We start from the raw sequence: 20,895 nt of genomic DNA on the forward strand, positions 1-20,895 counted from the left end.
CATGGAGCCGCACCATGGCAATCTCGGTCTTCGACCTGTTCTCGATCGGCATCGGCCCGTCGAGCTCCCACACAGTGGGCCCGATGCGCGCCGCGCGCATGTTCGCGCGCCGGCTGAAGAACGAGGGCGCGCTGGCGCACACCGCCTCCGTACGCGCCGAGCTGTTCGGCTCCCTCGGCGCGACCGGTCACGGCCACGGCACCCCCAAGGCCGTTCTGCTGGGCCTGGAGGGCGAGTCCCCGCGCACGGTCGACGTGGAGAACGCGGACGAGCGGGTGGCGCGGATCCGCGAGGAAGGCCGGCTGCGCCTCCTCGCCGCCGAGATAGGCGACACCCACGAGATCCGGTTCGACGAGCGCACCCAGCTGATCCTGCACCGGCGCCGCTCCCTGCCGTACCACGCCAACGGCATGACTCTCTTCGCCTACGACGAGGCGGGCACCCCGCTGTTGGAGAAGACGTACTACTCGGTCGGCGGCGGTTTCGTCGTGGACGAGGACGCGGTGGGCGAGGACCGCATCAAACTGGACGACACCGTCCTGCGTCACCCCTTCCGCACCGGCGACGAACTGCTGCGCCTCACCCGGGAGACCGGGCTGTCCGTCTCCCGGCTGATGCTGGAGAACGAGAAGGCCTGGCGCACCGAGGACGAGATCCGCGCGGGCCTGCTGGAGATCTGGCAGGTGATGAAGGACTGCGTGGCACGCGGCCTGTCCCAGGAGGGCATCCTGCCCGGCGGCCTCAAGGTCCGCCGCCGCGCCGCCACTTCGGCACGCCAGCTGCGCGCGGAGGGCCAGGTCGAGGCGCACGCCATGGAGTGGACGACGCTCTACGCCATGGCCGTCAACGAGGAGAACGCGGCCGGCGGTCGCGTGGTGACCGCGCCGACCAACGGCGCCGCCGGCATCATCCCCGCCGTCCTGCACTACGCCCACCACTTCGTGCCGGGCACCGACGACGACGCCGTCGTCCGCTTCCTGCTGGCCGCGGGCGCCATCGGCATGCTCTTCAAGCAGAACGCCTCCATCTCCGGCGCGGAGGTCGGCTGCCAGGGCGAGGTCGGCTCGGCCTGCTCCATGGCCGCCGGCGGCCTCGCCGAGATCCTCGGCGGCAGCCCGGAACAGGTCGAGAACGCCGCGGAGATCGGCATCGAACACAACCTCGGCCTCACCTGCGACCCGGTCGGCGGCCTCGTCCAGATCCCCTGCATCGAGCGCAACGGCATGGCCGCCGTCAAGGCGGTCACGGCCGCCCGGATGTCCCTGCGCGGCGACGGCCGCCACCATGTCTCCCTCGACAAGGCCATCAAGACCATGCGCGACACGGGCGCCGACATGAAGGTCAAGTACAAGGAGACCGCGCGCGGCGGGCTCGCGGTGAACGTCATCGAGTGCTGAGGACGCTGCCCGCGGCCAGGCGGACCCCCGCAGTCGCACGCGCCGCGTCACCGCGGGGGCGGTGGGCTCACAGCCAGCCGGAGTCCTGGGCGATGCGGATGGCGTCGACCCGGTTGCGGGCGTGGAGTTTGCTGACCACCGTGGTCAAGTAGTTCCGCACCGTGCCGGCGGTCAGCCGCAGCCGTTTTGCGATCTCGGCCGCGTCGGCCCCGTGGGAGGCCAGTCGGAGCACCTCCGTCTCGCGGGAGGTGAGGGGGCTGTCCTCGCTGCCCCAGACGGCGAGGGCGAGTTCGGAGTCGATCGCGCGCTGGCCGACCGCCACCTTGCGGATGCCCTGCGCGAGTTCCTCCGGCGGGGCGTCCTTGAGCAGATAACCGGAGACCTTCGCCGCCATCGCCCGGCGGAGCATGCCGGGGCGGCCGAGGGTGGTGAGGATCAGGGTTCGGCACATCGGTACGCGTTCGTGCAGTTGCTCGGCCGCGCTCAGGCCGTCGATACCGGGCAGGTCGACATCGATGACGGCGACGTCCGGGAGGTGCTCGCGGGCCGCGGGAAGGATCTCGTCACCGCGTTCCACGCTTGCCACGACCTTCAGGTCGTGTTCGAGGTCCAGCAGCGCCACCAGCGCCGCACGCATCATGTGCATGTCTTCAGCGAGCAGGACACCAATCATCGAAAGTCCCCCATGACTGTCCGAAACGCAGCCGCCTGTACCCCTTGGTGGGTCAGGTTAACAGCCGCCCGAATCATCCTAATTCTGGAATCTTCTCCCTGGCCTCGTTCGAAGCGGCCGTCTCCTGCGGCGCGTTCGCCGCTACGGGCACTTCCGCGACCAGCCGGAACCAGCCCGCGGAGTCCTTGGTGGCCTCGTTGTCGCCTTCGGTGATCAGCCTGCCGCCGACCTCGGCCAGCCGCTGACGCAAGTTCGCCAGACCGTTGCCGCTGTCCGGCGAGGGGTCGTGGTAGTCGACGACCACTCCGTCGTTGAGCAGCGTGAGCCGTGCGGTGTCCTGGTCGATCACCACGGTGATACCGCAGCGGGTGGCCTTGCTGTGGCGCAGGAGATTGGTGACTCCCTCGCGGAGCACCGTGGCCAGCACCGTGCGCGACCGGGTGTCGATCTCCTCGACGGCGGGATCGAGGACCAACTCCGTCTCGACCTCCGCCGCGTCGAGCACCGAGCGGGCCAGCGACATCTCGGAGGTGAGCGACATGTCGCGGTAGCCGTGGGCCACCCGGCGGACATCGGCCAGCGCCTGGCGGGAGATGGTGAGGACCTCCTCCACCTCCTGGTCCGCCAGTTCGTGCTGCACGCGGATCAGCCGCTGGAGCAACTCGCTCTTGAGCACGATCACCGAGAGGCTGTAGCCGAGCAGGTCGTGCAGGTCGCGGGCGAGGCGGAGGCGTTCGCTGTTCGCCGCCATGCGGGCTATCTCGGCGCGGGCGGCATAGACCTCCTCCACCAGCGCGGTGAGCCGGGTGAGGCCGTAGGTCACCAGTCCGGTCAGCAGGGTCGTCTGACACATGTACAGCAGATCTATGACAGACATCTTCTGCAGCAGACCGGGTATCAGCAGGCTCAGCCCCGTCAGGCCGTACAGCGGCCAGCCCACCCGGGGCGGCAGCAGGAGCAGCAGCGAGCCGCCGAGGAAGCCGGCCATGGCGCCCCACATGATGCCGAAGTAGGCCAGCGGCAGGAACGTGAGCAAGCACTGGATGCCGAGGGTCGCCGCCCTGGACCAGAGCGGGGCCCGGGCCGCCCCCGGCCGGCAGTGCACGAGTTGCAGCACGAAGACGGCCGCGAGCGTGACGAGTCCGGTCACCATCGCGGGAGTCGTCGGCCGGACGCTGATGATGTTGATCGCCGTGATGCCGAGATAGCAGGAGAGTGCGGCCAGTAGAATGCCCCGGGCCAGCCGTGGAGCGGGGCTGGTGCTCCACCATCGGATGCGGGGCGCCGCGGTGTCCGGCTGAGCGTCGCTTGGCATCCTCGGAATACTCCTATCCCTTCGGGAGCGCTCGCGAGGGGATTTCCGGACGCTCCAGGGACCGGAGCCTGCTTTCAGGGCCCGAACGCTCGTCCGCAAGACTTTACGCGGATGACCTGTTTCACATCAGCCCCTTCCCGCAGAAATTACGCCACCGCCGCACCCGCACCGGCCGAGGACATACCCCGCCCGGACGTCGACCCGGTGTCAGACGAACAGCGCGACCGGGTTGAGCCGGGCGTACGGCGTCGGCTCCGTCAGCCGGCCCAGTGCGACCGGAACGTCGTAGAGACGCCCGGGCGCGTACCGGGCCCAGAAGTGCCGCAGGCCGGGGACCACCACCTTGACGACGGGCACTTGGAGGTCCGGGCGCGTTTGATCGAGCACCAGCACGTCCATCCCGCGCGCCGTGAACAGCCCGGTGGCCGCCACGATGTCGTCGCGCAGATCCGCGGTGGGCGTGTAGTCCCAGAAGTGCGGTGTGCGGGGCTGCGGTTCGACGGCGGGACGCAGATACGGCTGACTCGACACCGTCTCGTGCCGCCACCAGTCCACCGCTTGGGGAAGCTCGACGCGGTAGCCCGACCCGTCGGGGCGGGCGTCGCACACGGCGGGGAGCAGCTGCCCCATCTCCGTCAGGGCCCGGCGCAGGGCGATCCGCGGGTCGAAGTGCGCACCGAACCCGAAGACGATGTCCTGGGACGGTTTGTCGGTCCGCCGGGAGAGCGCCGCCACCACGGGGATGCCCAGGTCCGAGGTGAGATCGAGCGCCCAGACCTGGCGGTGCTGCCGGCGGTAGCCGTGCCGGAGGGCTTCGAGGTCGGGCTCCGCGAAGGCGTCGAGGTCGATGGCCGGCTGCCGCGTGCGGTTGTACCACCACAGGGCCACGGCGTCGCGTTCGACCAGCTCCAACAGGCCCTGCAGCACCGCGTCCTCGAAGCTGCTGCCCGCCGCGTTGCCGTTGGAGTCGGCGAGCGGCTCGCCCCCTGAGCCGGCCCGGGCGGAGAAGTACTGCATGCTGCTCGGCAGCAGCCGGTACGTGCCCGTGGCCAGGGACCACAGCGGGGTCCAGTCGACCGGCGCGTCCTCGTCGAAGCGCTCCGGCACCCAGGTGAAGGGCGAGCGGTCGGCGTTCCAGCTGGACCGGTCGCGGAACTGCCACTCATGGTAGAGCTGGACCGCGTTGGGGTGCAGTGCCACCTCGCCCAGTCCGCGGAGGCTGTCGCGCACCACCGGCTCGTCACCGTGCAGGGTGCCGCTGTAGCGCTCCACCGCCTCTCCCAGTGCGCCGGCCCGGGCCTCCGCCGGAGTGAGGCCCTTGCCGCCGCTGAACGAGCGCACCCCGGAGTCGGAGCCCGCCATGGCCAGGTTCCGGCCGGAGACGTACACCTGGGTGAAGTCCGGGGCACCGGTGGCCCGACGGAGCTGGGCGACCACACCGGTGACCGGGTCGACAAGGTGGCCGTGCCGCTCCAGCATCCGCTCGGCGCTCAGCGTGCGGTGGCCGCCTTCCGGACCGGACCCGGCCTTGGGCCGGCTGCGCAGCACGGGCGGGCGCCAGCCGCGCGCGCCGACCAGCCGCGGATCGCCGCACACCGGGCACTGCGGCCGACGGGACACCGTATGGACGCCGACCCGCAGCCCGAGCAGGTCGAAGGTGCGTACCTCGTCCTGTTCAGCCCCGCGGTGCCCGGCCGTCCACTTGACCGCCTCCAGCACGGCCGCCTGCACGGCCAGCGCCCTCCCGGCCGGGAGGGCGGCCTGAGGCCGGGAGAGGCGGGGGACGCCCCGCACGGTCGGTTCGGCCTGCCGGTGGCCGCGCAGCCGAACGGCGAGACAGGACCAGCACGGCCCGTCGTCCGGCCGGAAGAGCGGGCCGATCCAAGGTTCGGGGCCGGTCGGCCGGGCCAGCAGCCAGGGGCGTCCGGCGGCCCGGTGCTCGGCGTCCACCTCGCTCAGTTCGGGCGCGAGGTAGTCGTCGCACAGGACGAGGCCGAGCCCTGCCTCGCGTGCCGAGCCGGTGACCCGCAGTCCGGAGGCGCGGCACGCCTCCCGGACCGCGTCGGCGGCGACGCCGGGCAGCGCGACGATGCGCACGGCCGCCCGCGCCGTGTCCTCGACCGCCCGGGCGCCGTCCAGTCCGGCCAGGTCCCAGTACGCCTCGGCGGCCCGGTCCGGCGGCGTGCGGCCGGACTCCGTCCGGTATCTGAGGAGCCCGGCCTCGTCCAGGACGCTCAGCGCGTCGTCGACCTCCGAGGGGGTCAGCGACGCCGCGGCATCCTGGGCGATGTCGGCCGGAGTGCGGGTCCCGTCGAGCAGCGGCGCGAGGATCTCGGCCTGCGGGCCGCGCAGTGCGGTGATACCGGAGTGCGACACCAGATAGGCGGCCTCGCCGGGCACCACCGTGCATTCGAGGTGGCTTTTGAACTCCACCAGTCCTGCTTCCCCCGTGGCCACCGTCATGCGAGGGCCGGCTCGGCGAAGGGAGTGGGGACGGCGGTGAAGCTGAACAGGGCGGTGTCCGCCTCGTCGGCGCCGTGGTCGAGCCGGTCCACGACCAGCTGCGGGAGCGCGTCGCCTCGCGCGTCCGCCGCGGCGGGGACAGTGGTGTGGACGAGCGTTCCGGCCATGGTCTCGTTCGTCATGAGCAAGTCCTTTACGGTCTCGGCAGCTGTCATCGCACTGTTTCGAGGAACGCGGCAGGTGCTGGTGCGGCTCCTCACACGGCAGGATCCTGTCCCGGGGGCCCGGCAACGGACAGTCACCGTTTCATGGTCGCCAGATGACGTATTACCGGGCACATCCCTCTGTTTTTCACTTCCCAAAGGGGCTCACCGCAGCTTCAGCGCTCTCAACTCCCCTGGCATTTGCGGGCATACCGGTATGTTCCCGCATCCGAGAGGACTCCGACGCGCTGGGCCGGAGCCGCGCCGACCATGACGACGTCATGGCCGAGCACAGCGAAACGCACGCAGTACGCGAGGACGTCGCCACTGTTTCCGGCCCGGCGCGGGGTGCGATCTTCGTGGCACGGCGGTCAGCAGTCGCTCCGCCCGAACCGGGAGGGGCCGGCCGACCAGACCGACGGGAGGGGCCCACCATGACGCCGTATCTGCCGCGCACGGCCACCGCTGCCGGGACGGGGCCGTCGCTCTTCTGCCTGCCGTGCGCGGGCGGAGGCGCGTCCGCCTACGCGGGGTGGCAGCAGGCGTTGGACCGTCTCGGCGCCGGGCTGCGGGTGCAGCCGGTGCAGCTGCCGGGCCGTGAGGAGCGCGCCCAGGAACGCCGGTTCACCGAGTTGGCGGCCCTGGTCGAGGAGATGGACGAACAGCTCGACGACGCCCTGGCCCGGCCCCACCTCCTGTACGGGCACAGCATGGGGGCGTTCGTCGCCCACGCCCTGGTCCTGCGACGGCAGCGGCGCGGTGCGGCACTGCCCCGGGCACTCGTGCTCAGCTCCCACCGCGCCCCGCACGTACCCCCCAACCGCGTCCTCGATCCGGACGCCGATGACGAGGCCTTGGCCGCAAGACTCGCCGAACTGGGCGGCATACCGCCCGAGCTGGCCGGCCGACGCGGGTTCCGGTCCCGGTACATGCCGCTGGTCCGGGACGATCTGCGGCTGTGCTCCGGAACGCTGCCCAAGGAAGAGATCGAACCCTTGCGGGTGCCGCTGCACCTGTTCGTCGGCGCCCAGGACCGGCTGGTGCCGGTGGCGGCGATGGACGCCTGGTCGGCGCACGGCGGCCCGGGAACCACATTGCGCACGCTGCCCGGCGGACACTTCTTCGTCCGCACCCACGAGAACGCTCTGCTGCGCCACCTCACCGCGGTGGCACGCCGGTACGACCCTGTTCCGGCCCGGTGACCCCTCGACCACACGTCGGCCCGGCACCCGGACCGGCCCTGGAGGACCCCGCAGCACCATGGTGGTCGCCGCGGGCACGGCCGACACCGGAAAGGAGACCAGGGAGGCCGAACGAGCCCCCCCCCGCCTCCCGCAGCGCCTCGCCGTAGGGCGCCGGGGCAGGCCGCGGGCGGCTCCGCTCAACACACACCATATGGAGGGCTGAAATGTTCGCACCAGAGCGGGGGCTCGGTGACACCGTTCCGGACACACCGGAGGGCAGCGGTACGCCCTACGACCAGGAACCGGCCGCCGGCTTCCTCGCGGGGCCCGGTTTCGGCACGCTGCACGGACGCCGAGAAGAACTCGACCTGCTCGCCGGTCTCCTGACCGACGAGCGGGAACGACTGATCACGCTCACCGGACCCGCCGGAGTGGGCAAGAGCCACCTGGCCCACGCGGCGGTTGCGGCACGGTTGTGGCGCGGCGCCGTGCCCGTGCTGTGGACCGACCTCGCCGAGGCGGCAGGTGCCGCCTCCCTGTGGTCGGCCGTCGGTGCGGCGACGGCGGAGCGGGCCGAGGAACGGATCGGCACCGCGGAGCTGCTGGTCGTGCTGGACAACTGCGACCCGGTGGCCACCGATGTGGCCCTGCACCTTGCCGCCCTGCTGCGGGCCTGCCCACGGTTGAAGGTCCTGGTCACCAGCAGGGTGCCGCTCAACATCCGCGCCGAGCGCCTCTTCCTGGTGGGGCCGCTGCCCACCGGCGAGGGCTCGTCCGCCGAGCGGCTGTTCACCGCCGGGGTGGGACCGTACTACCGGGCCGGCCTGGCGGAGGGCGACGGGCCGTCGGTCGTGGCGCAGATCTGCCGGGAACTCGACGGCATCCCGCTGGCCATCGAACTGGCGGCGGAAGCGGTGGGCAGCGAGGGCCCGCACGCCGTGCTCAAGAGGCTGCGCGACGGTGCGCCCGCCGGGGGCAGACGGCTACGGGACGCGCCCGCGCGGCACGGCTCGGTCGCCAGCGCCCTGCAGTGGGGGGCGCGGCCGTTGAGCACCACGGAGCGCGCGCTGCTCGACGGCCTCGCCGTCTTCGAGGCACCGGTCGGACTGTCCGAGGCCGGCCGGACGGCGGGGCTGGAGCGGGAGGAGCTGGTGGCCGGGATCGAGTCCCTCGTCCGCAGGAGCCTGCTGCTGAGCCGAACCGGCCCGAGGGGCCCGGAGTTCCGGCTGCCGCAACCGGTCCGTGTCCACTACCGGACTCAGCTGGCCGACCGGCCGGCGGCGCTCGCCGACGCACACGACGGACATGCCGACTGCTGCGCACACTTCGCCGCCGGCATCGCCGAGGGGCTGCGCCGCGGGCACGACGTGGCGCAGTTGCTCTCCCTCGTGGAGACCAGGCTGCCGGATCTGCGCACGGCCACCCGTCATCTGCGCGGGCGCGGTGACCACACGGCGGCGCTGCGCCTGCTGACCGCGCTGGAGGTCCCCCTGCTGGGCCACGGACTCGCCCCGGAGGCGGTGGAGGAGCTGGCGGAGTCCGCCGCCGCGCACCGTGCGGAAGCGGGCGGCCCGCTGACCGCTCAGGCGCTGTTGGCCGTCGCCCGCTGGAGGCTGGAGCACGGCTCCCAACGGCGCGCCGAGGAGGCGCTGGACGCGGCCGACGCGGCAGCCGCCGGACACCCCGGGGCCCGCGCCCGGGTGGCCGCGCTCAGTGGCGAACTGCTGCGCCGCCGGGGCGACCCGGTCGCCGCCGACCTGCTGCTCGGCTCGGCGCTGGAGGGGCTGTGCGCAGTCGGCGACACGCTCGGCGCGGCCATGGCCCGCCGTTCTCAGTCGCTGCTGCGGGCGGCGCTCGGCGACCCGGAGGCGGAGCAGCCGGTGCTCACGGCCCTGGCCGAACAGCCCGCCGTACCCGGGCCGTCGGGGACGCCCGAGGTGATGTCCGGCGCGCCGGGCGGGGGCGGGGAGGCCTGGGCGGACCCGGTCTCGCCGGTCGCGGTACGCGCCACCCTGCTCGCCGCCCTGGCCCGGGTCCGTGGGACGCTCGGCCGCACCGACGAGGCGTACGAGGACGTACGCGAGTCGATGCGGCTGCTGCTGTGCACGGGTGGCCCGGCCGAGGTCGCCGAGGCCCTGGAGACCCTGGCGCTGGTCACCGCGCACCCCGGGGACGAGGCGCAGCCGGAGGCCCTGGCCCGGGTGCTGGCCTGCGCCGAGAGCATCCGTCGCCGCCACGGGCTCGCCGGTGCCGAGCACCCGGAGCTGAGCGCGGTCACGGAGCGACTGCGCAAGGGTCTCGACGCCGGGGTGCTGCGGCGTTCGCGGCGCGGGGCGCAAGGTGTCTCGCTGCACGACGCCCTGATAGCGGGCCTCTTCGCCCCGGGACCGCGGCGGAAGCCGGCCGCGCGGACCACGGGACCGGTGGCCCCGCACGGCCTCACGCCCCGGCAGCACGAGATCGCCCTGCTGGTCACCGAGGGGATGACCAACCGGCAGATCGGCACCGAACTGGGCATCTCGGAGTGGACCGTGACCAACCATCTGCGCGCTGTGATGCAGAAGCTGGAGTGCGGCTCCCGGGTGCAGGTCGTACGCGCCCTGCAGCGGGCCCGGCCGTGAGCGGGTCCGCGCGTACGGGGGTGCACATCTGGGCCGGCCGCGTGCGGGATGTCGCCGCGGCCGGCGACCTGGCGGTGCTGGACGAGCGGGAGAGGCGCCGCTTCACGGAGTACCGGGACGCGGTCGCGGCCGCCCACTACGCGGGCGCCCGGGCCGCGGTGCGGCGTACGGTCGCGCGTTGGCACGGCGTCCGGCCGGCCGAGGTGGCGTGGGGCACCGGGCGGTGCCCGGGCTGCGGCAGCGACCGGCACGGCCCGCCGCTCATCCGCGCGCCCCGCACCGACTGGCGGGTGAGCGTCTCGCGCTCCGGCCCGTGGTGGATGCTCGCCCTGTCCCGCTCGGCGCCCGTCGGTGTGGACATCGAGTGCCGCCGCCCGCTCGCGGTGCCCGCGGTGGTGCGTCGCTGCCTCGGCGCCGAGGAGCGCGCCCATGTCGCCGCGGCGCCGGAGGGCGCGGCGCGGGACGAGGCACTGATGCGCTGCTGGGTACGGAAGGAGGCCGTGGTCAAGGGCTGGGGAGTCGGCCTGGGCACCGATCTGGCCCGGGTGGCCGTCCGTCCGGGCCGGCGCAGCGCGGTGTTGGAGCGTACGGAGGCGGCGGGGGCTGCCGTGCGGGAGCTGTGGGTGGTCCGGGACGTGCCGGCCGGTAAGGACTGCCTGGCCGCGCTCGCCCGCCCGGCCGACGACACCGCTCCGCTGGTGGTCCGGCCGCTGATCCGGCCGCCGGAGCCCGGGGTGCGGCACGAGGACGCAGCCGCGGGCTGACGCACAGCAGCCGGCCTCCCGAACGGCTCGGGGGGCCGGCGCTGTCGGGACCGCCGTCAGAAGACGATCGGGCCCGGCGTCAAGTGACGATCGGGTCGGACATCAGAAGACGATCGGGCCCGGCGTCTGCTTGGAGACGGCCTTGCAGGTGTTCGCCACGCCCAGGATCTCAAGGCTGAGCGACGCGTCGTCGGAGCCCGCGGCCGGGATGTAGGAGTCGAGGCTGTCACCGGCGGCGACCGGTGCGGTCAGCGGGCCGATGGTCACCGGCTGGCCGGCGGGCGCGGCCTCGTTGGCGGTGCCGCTGAAGTCCACCGTGCCACCGGAGGCCCGCTCCAGGCGCAGGGTGGCGGTGATGGAGTCGGCCGGGATGTCGGCCGGGGCGAGACCACCGCTGGTGGAGACCTTCACGGAGCCGACGCCGCCCTCGGCCGACGCCTCGATCTTCAGGTCGGTGACCCCGTAGGCGCCGCAGTCGTACGTGGCTGTCACGGTCTGTACGGCGGTGGGGGCTGCGGAGGCCGGGGAGGCAAGGGCCAATCCGCCGAGCAGCGCGGCGGTGGTGGCGACGGTGCCTGCCTGGATGATCCGACGCATTTTCGATTCCTCTTCTCACTCGTGATGGGTGGTGCCACGGGCGACCGGGGTCGGTCGCCCGAGTCCGGGAGATCAGGGAAGGCCGGGCGCGTGAGACATCGGGGAGGGAGGGCCGCGGGGTCGGGCGAGGCCCAGGAGCAGCCCGGTGGTCGGGCAGCCCGGTGGTCGGGCCGGTCAGGCCCCGATCCGCGCGGTCGGCGGCCGCCAGTCGGCGATGCCGTCGAAGCCGCGCAGCAGAAGTCCCGGCACGGACCGGGAGGCCGCCCGCATGAGGCCGTCGCGGGCGGCGACGGTGACCGGGGAGCGCATCGAGGTCAGCCTGAGGATGCGCGCGGCCCGCCGTACCACCGCGTTGGTACGGGGCCTGCGGTCGCGGTCGTAGCGGGCGAGCGCGGCCAGCGGGTCGCCGTCCGGCGCGGCGTGGTGGGCGAGGACGACGCCGTCCTCGATCGCCATGTTGGCGCCCTGCCCCAGGGTCGGCGCCATGGCGTGCGCCGCGTCGCCCAGCAGCGCGGTACGGCCCCGGTTGAACGCCTTCAGCGGCACCCGCATGTGGTAGACGTCGTTGCGCAGGATCTCGTGTTCCTGGACCGACTCGATCAGCGTGGGCACCGGGTCGTGCCACTGGCCGAACCGGCGGCGCAGCTCCGCCTTCTCCCCGTCGGCGGAACGGCCGCCCTCCCCGGTCGCGGCGCAGGCGTAGATGAACACGCTCTGCGCGTCCCGCACCAGACTCCCCCACACCTGGCCGCGGCCCCACGACTCGTGCGGGACGAAGCCGGAGCCCGGTGTCGGCGCCAGGATGCGCCAGACGGTCCAGCCGCCGAAGGCGGGGCCGGGGAAGTCGGGGAAGAGGATGGCGCGGGCCGGGGAGCGCACGCCGTCGGCGGCGACGACCAGATCCGCCTCGTGCATCCCGTTCGGGGTGCCGACGTGGGCCTTGCGCCGCGCCGAGCCGGCGTGGGTGAGGAACGCCGCCTCCCCGGTGCGGACGGTGCCTTCGGGGAGCCGGTCGACGATCAGATCGATCAGATCGCTGCGCCGCAGAACGATCAGGGGGGCACCGAACCGGGCGACGACGGCCTCGCTGTGGGTGCGGGTCAGGGGGCGGCCCACCGGATCGCACATCAGGCCGTCGCCCTGCCAGGACGCCAGCTTGGTGATCTCCTCACCGAGGCCGAGCGCGGCCAGCGCGCGCTGAGCGTTGGGGGCCAGGGTGAGAGCGGCCCCGACGGGGGCCAGTCGGGAGGCGCGTTCCAGGACGACGGTGTGCCAGCCGCGCCGGTGCAGGGCCAGCGCGGTGGTCAGGCCACCGATGCCACCGCCGATGACGACGGCTCGGGGTCGGGACATGGGCTCTCCTCGGGGTGGATGCGGTGCGTGCTCGGGCCGGCGGGCCGGCGGACGGAGCCGGGGCCCGGTCCGGCCGGCCCGCCCCGGTTACTCGCGCGCACCTCCCGCTCGCCAGTGCACGGCCGCCGCCCCGGCGAAGTCCCCGGCATGGGCGAAACCCGCCAGCATCAGCAGGCTGCCGTCCTCGACCCGGCCCTCGCGGATGCCGTGGTCGAGCGTGATGGGGACGCCCGCGCCGAAGAGGTTCCCGAACCGGTCGAAGGTGTCCAGATGGCGCTCCGGCGGGATGGAGAGCCGCTCCTGCCACTGCTTGAGGAACATCCGGTTGGGCTGGTTGGTGATCAGCAGATCGATGTCGCCGGTCTTGAGGTCGAGTTGCTCGCACACCCGGCCCACCACCTCGGGGACGAGCCGGTTGCCGCGCTCGACGATGTCCGACACCTTGTCGGGGGTGAACCCGACGTGCATCTGGCTCTCCCCCGGCTCCCAGTACTTGCGCCCGTCGTGGAGCGAGAGCCCGCAGTCGCGGGTGTAGTCGCCGCGGTTGGCGACCGCGAAGCCGAGCACCGGCGACTCTTCGGAGGCCGCCACATAGGCGGCACCGCAACCGTCGCCCGGGATGACGGCCTCCGGGAGCTTGCGCACCTCGGACTGGGTCATCACCGGGCCCGCGCCGTTCTGGACGTTGAACAGCAGCGCGGAGCCCGCCTGGCCCGAGCCGATCAGGGCGGTGGCGAGCCGGAGCAGGTGCACGAAGGAGGCACAGCCGCCGTTGTGGGCGTCGAGCACCCAGTCGGCCCCGACGCCGAGCCGGTGGGCGACCTCGGCGCCCGGGCCGGTGAACGGCACCTCGGGCAGCAGCGTGTTGGTGATCACCACGTCGGCGCCCCGGACCGCGTCCTCGCCGATCCGTTCCTGCAGGAGCAGACCGGCCTTCTCCATCATGTCAGCGGGTGTCTCGTCCCTGGCCACCTGGTGCCGGTGGCGCGGTGCCTTGAACATGGTGTGCCCGGCCATCTCGCCGCTGTCCTCCTGGTACTGGAGGAAGTAGTCCGTGCCCACCGGTTCCCCCGGCAGGTAGGAGGCGAGTTCGAGCAGGCTCACCGTCCTCATGCGGCGGTGCCGTGGCGAAGTTCGAGGATCGTCTTGAGGTTGTCGATCTCCACCTTGTGACCGGCGTAGAAGAGGCCCCAGGTGTCGCCGACCCAGGGGCGCTCCGGGCTGGAAGCCAGCTCGGGGTGGGGGTTCTTGTCGTAGTACGGGTGGTGGCAGTTGGTCCAGATGACCACCGATCCGCGCTTGCCCAGCACGGTCTCCGCCGAGATGATCCGGTGGATGTAGACCATCCACAGTTCCTCGCCCTGGTCCCAGGCGCACTTCATGTCCACGGTGAGCGCGTCCGGGTTGCCGTCGATACGCAGGAATATCTTGGTCTCGTCGTCGAGCAGGGTGTCGCGGCCCTGGTAGAGGCCGGGGGTGTCGGTGGGTGCGAAGTCGCGGGTGCTGTAGGTGTACTCGTTGAGGTTGCGCTCGTCGGTCAGATAGTCGTAGACGGCCTGCGGGGGCGCGTCGATGTACTGGTGGACCGTCACGAACTGCCCGTACACCTCGTCGTAGGTGAAGGTCTCCTTGGTCAGCTCCGCGGCGCGCGCGAACGCCTCTTCACGGGGCGTGGTCTCCCAGCGCAGCAGCCCGGGGACGTCCTTGAGGTCGTCGGGGACCGCGGGCGGCGGGGTGTATCCGGCGGCGGGGTCGGTGTGCGTCGGGGCGGTGGTCATCCTGGTACGACTCCTTGGTTGGCGGACCGGTTGGTTCCGGCGGCGATGGCGTGTTGGAAGGGACGGAACGGGGGCACCTCGGCCGGATCGACCTCGATGCAGATCAGCGCGGGTGAGCGGCCGGAATGGGCCCGGTCGAGCGCCGCGCGCAGTTCGCCCGCGCTCCGGGCGGTCACCGCGTCCAGGCCGGGGAACATGGCGGCCATGCCGTCACCGATCCGGGCCGGGCGGAAGAGGTTGTAGGAGTAGTCGCCCGCGTAGAACAGCTGCTCCCTGGTGTGGCACATGCCGTGCGACTGGTTGTTGAAGATCACGAAGGTGACGGGCAGCTGGTGCTCGACCGCGGTGTGCACCTCCATGCCGTGCATGAAGAACGCTCCGTCGCCGGCCAGTACGCAGGTGCGCCGGCCGGTGGCGAACGCGGCGCCGACCGCGGCGCCGAAGCTGTGGCCCATGCCGCCCATGCCCATGGCGGCGATGAACCGGCCGCCCGGGGGCACGGCCACGTGGTGGATGGCGACCGCACCGGTGTTGCCGGCGTCGCTCACCACGGTGGAGCGCTCGGGCAGGGCGGCGCCGATGACGCGGGCCGCCGTCGTCATGTCCAGCGCCGCCGCTTCCGGTACGCCCGGCTCCGTGGTACCCGGTCCAGGCGCGCCGCCCGGCGGCTGCGTCCGCGGTTCCGGAAGCGCTGCGGGCGCCTCCCACCGCAGATTCTCCGCCAGGGCCCGCGCTGCGCCGTTCCGCTCCTGGAGCGCCGCTCCGGGCGCGAGCAGTTCCCCGGTCAGCAGCGACATCTCCTCCGCCAGGTCCCCGGAGAGCCGCACCAGGTCCTCGTGCGGCTCCAGGAACGGCGCCCTGGGGTCGAGGCAGACGACGGGCACGCCCTTGAGGTGGTCGTGCAGTCCGGCGCCCGCCATCTGCGGCAGCCGGGTGCCGGCCAGCAGGACGGCGGAGGCCTGTTCGAGTGCCGCCTGCACCTCTGCTCTGCCGATCACCCCGGCGATGCCCAGATGGCGGGGGTCCCGGTCGTCGAAGACGTCCTTGGCGTCGGGCACCACCGCCACGCGCGCCCCCAGCGCCGCCGCGAGCGCGGCGAGTTGGGGCCTGGCGTCCGCCCTCGCCACACCTTCGCCGGCGATCACCGCCACCCCCTGCCGCTCCACGGCCGAGCGCAGCAGGGCCACGGCCCGCGCGCGGTCGGCGTCCGCGGAGCGCGGGCGCCCGGCGCGCGCGGTCGCCCCGGGCCTGGGCCAGGGCGCGAGGAGGGCCTGCTGGACGTCCTTGGGCAGCAGCAGGACGGCGGGGCCCGGCGCGGCCAGCGCGGCGGCGTACGCCCGCGGCAGCTCCTCCATGATCGCCGCCGGCTCCGCGACGCGGACGCAGTGCACGGCGATCTCCTCGAACAGCCGGGCCGCGTCCATCGAGCCCGCCAGGCCGCTGGTCTCCTGGAAGGAGCCGCACCCGTCCAGCGACCGGGGCGGCTGCCCGATCAACGCGAGGGCGGGCACGTAGGAGGACCGCAGTTCGGCGAGTCCGGGGACCAGATTCATGGCGCCGGCCCCGGAGGTGGAGGCGACCACCGGCATCCGCTGGGCGGCACGGTGGTAGCCGTCCGCCATCGTGGCGGCCGAGAACTCGTGCTTCGCGACCACGCCGAGCGGGCCGTCGGCCGAGACATGGAGGGCGTCGTAGAGGTCCTCGATATTGGCGCCACCGACTCCGAAGACGTGACGGACTTCCTGCCGGCTCAGGAAATCGACGATGAAGTCGACCACACGGAATTGGGTTCTCATGGACCGTCCTTTTCTCAGGCGGTGGTCCATTCATTTCAGGTCCGGCGGCGCGCACCGGCAAGTGGCATCTGTCTGCCATCAGGGAGCGGGGACGGTATGGCAGGGATCTGCCATACCGGTCTGTCATGTGCCGTGCGGCCAAGGAGGTTAGGTTCCTGGAACCGCGATCGACCGAAAGGGAAAAGCCGTGATCAACACCGACACCGTATGCGCCCTCATAGCGAAGAAGCTCGGCAGCAAGGCCGCCGACCTCACCCTCGACGCCGACACCGCTTTCGACTCGGTGGGCCTGTCCAGCCTGCAGATCGCCGACATCGTCTACACGATCGAGGACGACGCGGAGGTCGAGCTGGACCCGAGCCAGGCGGCCAACGTGAAGACGGTCGGCGACCTGGTCCAACTGGTCGAGACGACCCGGGCCGCCGGCGCGACGGCGTGAGCGCGACCGCCTACCAGGGCGCCACCGCCGAGGCGATCCGGCACCACTACGACGTCTCCAACGACTTCTACGCGCTCTGGCTGGACAGCTCCCTCACCTACACCTGTGCCCTGTGGGCCGAACCCGGGGCCGGACAGGAGGCGGCGCCGGACGACCTGGAGACGGCGCAGGCACGGAAGCTGGACCACCTCATCGAGGGGGCGCGCGCCGCCGGCGCGCGGCGCGTCCTGGACGTGGGATGCGGCTGGGGCAGCCTGCTGAAGCGGCTGACCCAGGTGCACGGTGTACAGCACGCGGTGGGCCTCACGCTCAGCGACAGCCAGGCCGACCTGGCCGAGTCGACCCGGATCAGCGGGGCCGAGATCCGGGTGGAGAACTGGCGCGACCACCGGCCGGCCGAGCCCTACGACGCGATCATCTCGATCGGCGCCTTCGAGCACTTCGCCCGGACCGGCCTCACGCGCGGCGAACGGGTGGCGGCCTACCGGGAGTTCTTCGAGCGCTGCTACGAGTGGCTCCCGGCGCGCGGCCGCGTCGCCCTGCAGACGAACATCAAGGGCAACAACACGGTGATGGACAAGGCCACCGTGCGCGAACTGATGTTCATCATCGAAACGATCTTCCCGGAGTCCGAGATCCCGGCCCTCTCGGAGGTCGTCGAGTCCGGCGAAAAACTCTTCGACGTCGTCTCCCTGCGCAACGACCCGGACCACTACAGCCGAACCTGCGCGGAATGGCTGCGGCGGCTCCAGGAGAACAGGGAAGCGGCCGTCCGGCTCTCCGGCGAGGAGAACGTCGTCAACTACGAGAATTATCTGGGGGCGAGCGTCAGGCATTTCCAGAATCGCCACCTGGGATTGTCGAGGATCATTCTCGAAAAGGGGCGCTGAGTGAGTACGCGAAAGCATGTCGTCTACTGGCACGAGACGGAGCCGGTCGTCCCGGAACCACCGCTGCGCGAGAACGTGGACTGCGACGTCGCCATCGTCGGCGGGGGCTACACCGGGCTGTGGGCCGCGCACTTCCTCAAGGAGGCCGAGCCCGCGCTCGACATCCGCGTCGTCGAGGCCGAGTACGCGGGGCACGGTGCGTCCGGCCGGGCCGACGGTTTCGTCACGCCGACCATCGGCAAGGACATCCAGGCCCTGGTCGAGCAGTTCGGGAAGCACCGCGCCCTGGAGGCCTCGCAGGCGGTCGGACGCTCCGTACTGGAGATCGGCCGCTTCACCCGCCGCAACAAGATCGACGCGGAGTACGAGGCCAATGACTACCTGATGGTGGCCACCACCCAGGCGCAGCTGCGCCGGCTGCGCGCCGACCGCGAGTTGGCCTCCACACTCGGCGGCCGACAAGAGCCGCCGCTCCTCTCGGCGGCCCAGGCGCAGGAAGTGATCGGCTCCCCCGCCGTGCTGGGAGCCATGCGCGCCGGCGGCGCGCTGGTCAACCCGTTCAAACTGGCCCGCGGGGTGGCCCGGGTGGTCAAGGAGCGCGGGGTGGTCGTCCACGAGAACACCCCTGTCCTGCGGGTGAGGCCGGGGGTGCGGCCGCAGGTGGTCACCCCCGGGGGCACGATCACCGCCGACAAGGTGATCGTCGCCGCCAACGCGCGCCAGTTCACCTTCCAGCAGTTCCGCAACAAGACGGTTCCGCTGTGGAGTTACGCGATGGTGAGCGAACCGCTCACCGACGAGCAGCTCGGCCGCATCGCCTGGGCGGGCCGCGAGGGCATGGTCGAGGCGAAGACGTTCCTGACCTGTGCCCGCTTCACCGCGGACAACCGGCTGCTGTGGGCGGGCGGACCGGCCTTCTACTTCTGGGGCCGTGACATGCGCCGCCGCCGGATGAACGACCAACGCGCCTACCGCGCCCTCCTCCAGGAGTTCGGCCGCTTCTTCCCCATGTGGCGGGACCTGCGGTTCACCTACACCTACGGCGGCGTCATGGACATCACCCGGGACTACGCCCCGCACTTCGGGGCGCTGCCGGGCGGCAACATCTTCTACGGCTACGGATTCAACGGCAACGGCATCGCCGCAACCCACACCGGCGGCAAGGTGTTGCGGGACCTGACCCTGGGCAAGGACTCGGAGTTCTCCCGTTTGCTCTATGTGGACGACGCACAGCGCTCGGCACGCGACTTCCCGCCGGAGCCACTGCTGTACATCGGCGCACGTGCCACCGCACGCCTGATGGAGTGGAAGGAGTCGCGGGCATGAGCGAGAGCCGCACCGTACTGCTGACGGGGGCCTCCGGGGTCGTCGGCCGGGCAGTCCTGCAGGAGGCGCCGGGCCGCCCCCTCCGGCTGATATCGATGACCAGGCCGCGGGGCACCGCGCTGCCCGCCGACGCCGGGGAACAGCTGGCGGCCGATCTGGCCGAGCCCCGCTTCGGCCTGGACGAGGACAGCTACCGGGCGCTGGCCCGCGACGTGGACACCGTCATCCACTCGGCCGGGCTGACCGAGTGGGGCCTGCCGGACGAGCGCTACCGACCGGTCAATGTGGAGGGCACCCGCCGGGTGATCGAGTTCGCCGAGGTGTCCGGCGCCACGGTCCACTTCATGAGCACCGCGTTCGTCGCCGCGCTGTCGGCGGGCGCGCCGCACCGGCTCAGCGAGACCAACGTCACCACCAACTACGTACGCTCCAAACTCCGTTCCGAGCAGCTGCTGCGCGACAGCGGACTGCCGCACACCGTCTTCCGGCCGACCAATCTGATCGGCGACTCCCGGACCGGCTGGACCTCCCGAGGGCAGATCGTCCAGCTGATGTCGGACTGGATCAGCCGCGGGCGCGCGCCGTTCCTCCCGGTGCACCGCGGCAACCGGATCGACGTCGTACCCCAGGACCTGCTCGCCAAGGCGGTACTGCGCTGTATCGAACTGGGCGACGACAGCGGGGAGTTCTGGGTGACGTACGGCGAGGAGGCGATGGACATGGAGACCGCCGTCGAGGTGTGCGCCAAGCACGCCGCCTCGCTCGGGCGGCCACTGGCCCCGCCGCCGGTCACCGACCCCGACACCCTCGACCCCGAGGAGCTGCGTCGGCTTGCCCCACTGGCCCGCTCCTACCTCTCGGTGCTGCGGGACGTCAGCGAGGTGACCCGGTGCTGCGGCGGCGTACTGCCCACCTCGATGCCCTCGCTGCGCGAACGCTACGGAGTCCCGCACGTCGTGGACACGGACGCCTACGCGCGAACCCTCGCCTACGCCTCCGCCCACCTCAGCTAGCGAGCCGGAAAGGACGCAACCGTGAACCAGGACGCGCATGAGGAGTGGCAGCCGCCGCTGCTGGACAAGACCGTCGCCGTGGTCACCGGCGCCAGCCGGGGCGTGGGACGCGGCATCGCGCTCGCCCTGGGCAGCGCGGGCGCGACGGTGTACGTCACCGGGCGCAGCACCCGCGCCGCCGGCCGCACCGAGGACCTGCCGGGAACGGTGGACGACACCGCCGAGGAGGTCACAGCGCGCGGCGGCACCGGCATCGCGGTGCGCTGCGACCACCGCTCCAGCAACGACAACCAGGCGCTGGCCGACCGGCTCGCGGCCGAGCACGGCTCCCTGGACCTGCTGGTGAACAACGCCTGGGCCGGCTACGAGCGCTCCGCCGACGTCCGCTTCGACGCCCCCTACTGGAAGCAGCCGATGTGGCGGTACGAGCTGTGCGAGGGCTCGCTGCGCGCCCAGTACGACGTGACGAGGCTGCTCACCCCGCTGATGATCGAGCAGCAGCGGGGACTGATCGTCGGCATCGGCTTCACCGACGGCGACACCTACCTCGGTCAGGCCGCCTACGACGTGTTCAAGTCGGCGAGCGACCGGCTCAGCAAGGCGTTCGCCGCGGACCTGCGCAAGCAGCGGGTCGCCTCCCTCTCGCTGCACCCCGGCTTCGTACGCACCGAGCGGGTGGAGGCGGCCTGGGAGGCGCTGGGCGACGGCCCCGCCGCGGTCGTCCACTCGCCCGAGTACGTGGGCCGGGCGATCGTCCATCTGGCCGCCGACCCGCAGGTGCTGGACCGCTCCGGGAAGGTGCTCTCGACCGGCGACCTGGCCGAGGAGTACGGCTTCAGCGACATCGACGGCCGGCAGCTGCCCGCCTTCCGCCTGGAGGGCCGGATGAGCCTCGCCACCCGCATGGACCGGCTGAACCAGGTCGTCGCCCGGGCCGGCACCTCCTGACCGGCCGGGCAGCGGGTCGGCACGGGAGCGGCCGTGACCCGCCTCGGCGCCCCGCATCGTGCTCCCGGGCGCCCCGAGCCCGGCACCCACCCCCACCCCGCTGTGTTCCCACAGCACGACGAAAAGGAGGAGCCC

18 protein-coding genes are annotated in these 20,895 nt (G+C 72.4%); 9 read left to right on the plus strand and 9 right to left on the minus strand.

Translation table 11 applies throughout. From position 1 onward, the window contains the following. Nucleotides 1–14: 14 nt before the first annotated feature. Nucleotides 15–1,397, plus strand: coding sequence for an L-serine ammonia-lyase (locus tag JW613_RS31510; protein ID WP_209214274.1), 1,383 nt, complete (start codon nucleotides 15–17; stop codon nucleotides 1,395–1,397). Nucleotides 1,398–1,464: 67 nt separating this feature from the next. Here JW613_RS31510 and JW613_RS31515 read toward each other — a convergent pair whose 3' ends face one another. The 4 genes from JW613_RS31515 to JW613_RS31530 form a co-directional block, all read right to left on the minus strand. Then, nucleotides 1,465–2,070 (minus strand): response regulator transcription factor, encoded by a 606-nt coding sequence (locus JW613_RS31515; RefSeq protein WP_099884430.1) that lies wholly within the window; start codon nucleotides 2,068–2,070, stop codon nucleotides 1,465–1,467. A 73-nt stretch (nucleotides 2,071–2,143) separates the two neighbouring features. Continuing rightward, nucleotides 2,144–3,385, minus strand: coding sequence for a sensor histidine kinase (locus JW613_RS31520; RefSeq protein ID WP_209214275.1), 1,242 nt, complete (start codon nucleotides 3,383–3,385; stop codon nucleotides 2,144–2,146). A gap of 207 nt (nucleotides 3,386–3,592) precedes the next feature. Further along, nucleotides 3,593–5,848, minus strand: a complete 2,256-nt coding sequence (locus JW613_RS31525; protein WP_209214276.1) for a TOMM precursor leader peptide-binding protein — start codon at nucleotides 5,846–5,848, stop codon at nucleotides 3,593–3,595. Next, nucleotides 5,845–6,030 carry a hypothetical protein gene (locus tag JW613_RS31530; protein WP_209214277.1) on the minus strand — a complete coding sequence of 62 codons (186 nt, stop codon included), beginning with the start codon at nucleotides 6,028–6,030 and terminating at the stop codon, nucleotides 5,845–5,847. The genes JW613_RS31525 and JW613_RS31530 overlap by 4 nt, the downstream gene beginning before the upstream one ends. Nucleotides 6,031–6,485: 455 nt before the next feature. On the opposite strand from JW613_RS31530, the gene JW613_RS31535 reads away from it, so the two are divergent. The 3 genes from JW613_RS31535 to JW613_RS36685 all read left to right on the plus strand — a co-directional run bounded on the left by JW613_RS31535 (nucleotide 6,486) and on the right by JW613_RS36685 (nucleotide 10,620). Next, nucleotides 6,486–7,253: a thioesterase II family protein gene (locus JW613_RS31535; protein WP_209214278.1), complete on the plus strand. Its 768-nt coding sequence runs from the start codon at nucleotides 6,486–6,488 to the stop codon at nucleotides 7,251–7,253. Nucleotides 7,254–7,459: 206 nt separating this feature from the next. Continuing rightward, nucleotides 7,460–9,856: a helix-turn-helix transcriptional regulator gene (locus JW613_RS31540; RefSeq protein WP_209214279.1), complete on the plus strand. Its 2,397-nt coding sequence runs from the start codon at nucleotides 7,460–7,462 to the stop codon at nucleotides 9,854–9,856. Continuing rightward, on the plus strand, nucleotides 9,853–10,620 hold the full coding sequence (locus JW613_RS36685) for a 4'-phosphopantetheinyl transferase family protein (protein ID WP_209214280.1): 768 nt from the start codon (nucleotides 9,853–9,855) through the stop codon (nucleotides 10,618–10,620). Before JW613_RS31540 ends, JW613_RS36685 begins: the two co-directional genes overlap by 4 nt. Before the next feature lie 102 nt (nucleotides 10,621–10,722). Here the strand turns inward: JW613_RS36685 and JW613_RS31550 are convergent, their stop codons facing one another. The 5 genes from JW613_RS31550 to JW613_RS31570 form a co-directional block, all read right to left on the minus strand. Continuing rightward, complete coding sequence (locus JW613_RS31550; RefSeq protein WP_209214281.1) at nucleotides 10,723–11,217, minus strand: hypothetical protein; 495 nt, start codon at nucleotides 11,215–11,217, stop codon at nucleotides 10,723–10,725. A 174-nt stretch (nucleotides 11,218–11,391) separates the two neighbouring features. Continuing rightward, complete coding sequence (locus JW613_RS31555) at nucleotides 11,392–12,570, minus strand: FAD-dependent monooxygenase (RefSeq protein ID WP_209214282.1); 1,179 nt, start codon at nucleotides 12,568–12,570, stop codon at nucleotides 11,392–11,394. Between the two features lie 87 nt (nucleotides 12,571–12,657). Next, nucleotides 12,658–13,683 (minus strand): 3-oxoacyl-ACP synthase III family protein, encoded by a 1,026-nt coding sequence (locus JW613_RS31560; RefSeq protein WP_209214283.1) that lies wholly within the window; start codon nucleotides 13,681–13,683, stop codon nucleotides 12,658–12,660. After that, nucleotides 13,680–14,348, minus strand: coding sequence for an SRPBCC family protein (locus JW613_RS31565; RefSeq protein WP_209214284.1), 669 nt, complete (start codon nucleotides 14,346–14,348; stop codon nucleotides 13,680–13,682). Before JW613_RS31565 ends, JW613_RS31560 begins: the two co-directional genes overlap by 4 nt. Next, a complete protein-coding gene (locus tag JW613_RS31570) occupies nucleotides 14,345–16,144 on the minus strand; it encodes a thiamine pyrophosphate-binding protein (RefSeq protein ID WP_209214285.1) in 1,800 nt (599 codons plus the stop codon). The genes JW613_RS31565 and JW613_RS31570 overlap by 4 nt, the downstream gene beginning before the upstream one ends. Nucleotides 16,145–16,331: 187 nt before the next feature. On the opposite strand from JW613_RS31570, the gene JW613_RS31575 reads away from it, so the two are divergent. From JW613_RS31575 to JW613_RS31595, 5 genes are read left to right on the plus strand one after another with little or no spacing between them, the layout of a single operon-like run. Beyond that, complete coding sequence (locus JW613_RS31575; protein ID WP_099884409.1) at nucleotides 16,332–16,583, plus strand: acyl carrier protein; 252 nt, start codon at nucleotides 16,332–16,334, stop codon at nucleotides 16,581–16,583. After that, nucleotides 16,580–17,473, plus strand: coding sequence for an SAM-dependent methyltransferase (locus tag JW613_RS31580; RefSeq protein ID WP_209214286.1), 894 nt, complete (start codon nucleotides 16,580–16,582; stop codon nucleotides 17,471–17,473). Before JW613_RS31575 ends, JW613_RS31580 begins: the two co-directional genes overlap by 4 nt. Beyond that, nucleotides 17,474–18,799 (plus strand): NAD(P)/FAD-dependent oxidoreductase, encoded by a 1,326-nt coding sequence (locus JW613_RS31585; RefSeq protein WP_209214287.1) that lies wholly within the window; start codon nucleotides 17,474–17,476, stop codon nucleotides 18,797–18,799. Beyond that, nucleotides 18,796–19,812, plus strand: coding sequence for an SDR family oxidoreductase (locus JW613_RS31590; protein WP_209214288.1), 1,017 nt, complete (start codon nucleotides 18,796–18,798; stop codon nucleotides 19,810–19,812). The genes JW613_RS31585 and JW613_RS31590 overlap by 4 nt, the downstream gene beginning before the upstream one ends. A gap of 21 nt (nucleotides 19,813–19,833) precedes the next feature. Further along, entirely contained in the window at nucleotides 19,834–20,760 is a 927-nt protein-coding gene (locus tag JW613_RS31595; protein WP_209214289.1) for an SDR family NAD(P)-dependent oxidoreductase, read from the plus strand. Nucleotides 20,761–20,895: the final 135 nt, after the last annotated feature.

It is taken from the genome of Streptomyces smyrnaeus (genome assembly GCF_017676345.1).
GTDB lineage: Bacteria > Actinomycetota > Actinomycetes > Streptomycetales > Streptomycetaceae > Streptomyces > Streptomyces smyrnaeus.

What these genes read in the sequence shown, in the direction of transcription:
- JW613_RS31555 (WP_209214282.1), bottom strand. Translation starts at nt 12,570, where the DNA reads ATGTCCCGACCCCGAGCCGTCGTCATCGGCGGTGGCATCGGTGGCCTG.
- JW613_RS31520 (WP_209214275.1), bottom strand. Translation starts at nt 3,385, where the DNA reads ATGCCAAGCGACGCTCAGCCGGACACCGCGGCGCCCCGCATCCGATGG.
- JW613_RS31515 (WP_099884430.1), bottom strand. Translation starts at nt 2,070, where the DNA reads ATGATTGGTGTCCTGCTCGCTGAAGACATGCACATGATGCGTGCGGCG.
- JW613_RS31525 (WP_209214276.1), bottom strand. Translation starts at nt 5,848, where the DNA reads ATGACGGTGGCCACGGGGGAAGCAGGACTGGTGGAGTTCAAAAGCCAC.
- JW613_RS31540 (WP_209214279.1), top strand. Translation starts at nt 7,460, where the DNA reads ATGTTCGCACCAGAGCGGGGGCTCGGTGACACCGTTCCGGACACACCG.
- JW613_RS31550 (WP_209214281.1), bottom strand. Translation starts at nt 11,217, where the DNA reads ATGCGTCGGATCATCCAGGCAGGCACCGTCGCCACCACCGCCGCGCTG.
- JW613_RS31590 (WP_209214288.1), top strand. Translation starts at nt 18,796, where the DNA reads ATGAGCGAGAGCCGCACCGTACTGCTGACGGGGGCCTCCGGGGTCGTC.
- JW613_RS31565 (WP_209214284.1), bottom strand. Translation starts at nt 14,348, where the DNA reads ATGACCACCGCCCCGACGCACACCGACCCCGCCGCCGGATACACCCCG.
- JW613_RS31510 (WP_209214274.1), top strand. Translation starts at nt 15, where the DNA reads ATGGCAATCTCGGTCTTCGACCTGTTCTCGATCGGCATCGGCCCGTCG.
- JW613_RS31530 (WP_209214277.1), bottom strand. Translation starts at nt 6,030, where the DNA reads ATGACGAACGAGACCATGGCCGGAACGCTCGTCCACACCACTGTCCCC.
- JW613_RS31535 (WP_209214278.1), top strand. Translation starts at nt 6,486, where the DNA reads ATGACGCCGTATCTGCCGCGCACGGCCACCGCTGCCGGGACGGGGCCG.
- JW613_RS31570 (WP_209214285.1), bottom strand. Translation starts at nt 16,144, where the DNA reads ATGAGAACCCAATTCCGTGTGGTCGACTTCATCGTCGATTTCCTGAGC.
- JW613_RS31560 (WP_209214283.1), bottom strand. Translation starts at nt 13,683, where the DNA reads ATGAGGACGGTGAGCCTGCTCGAACTCGCCTCCTACCTGCCGGGGGAA.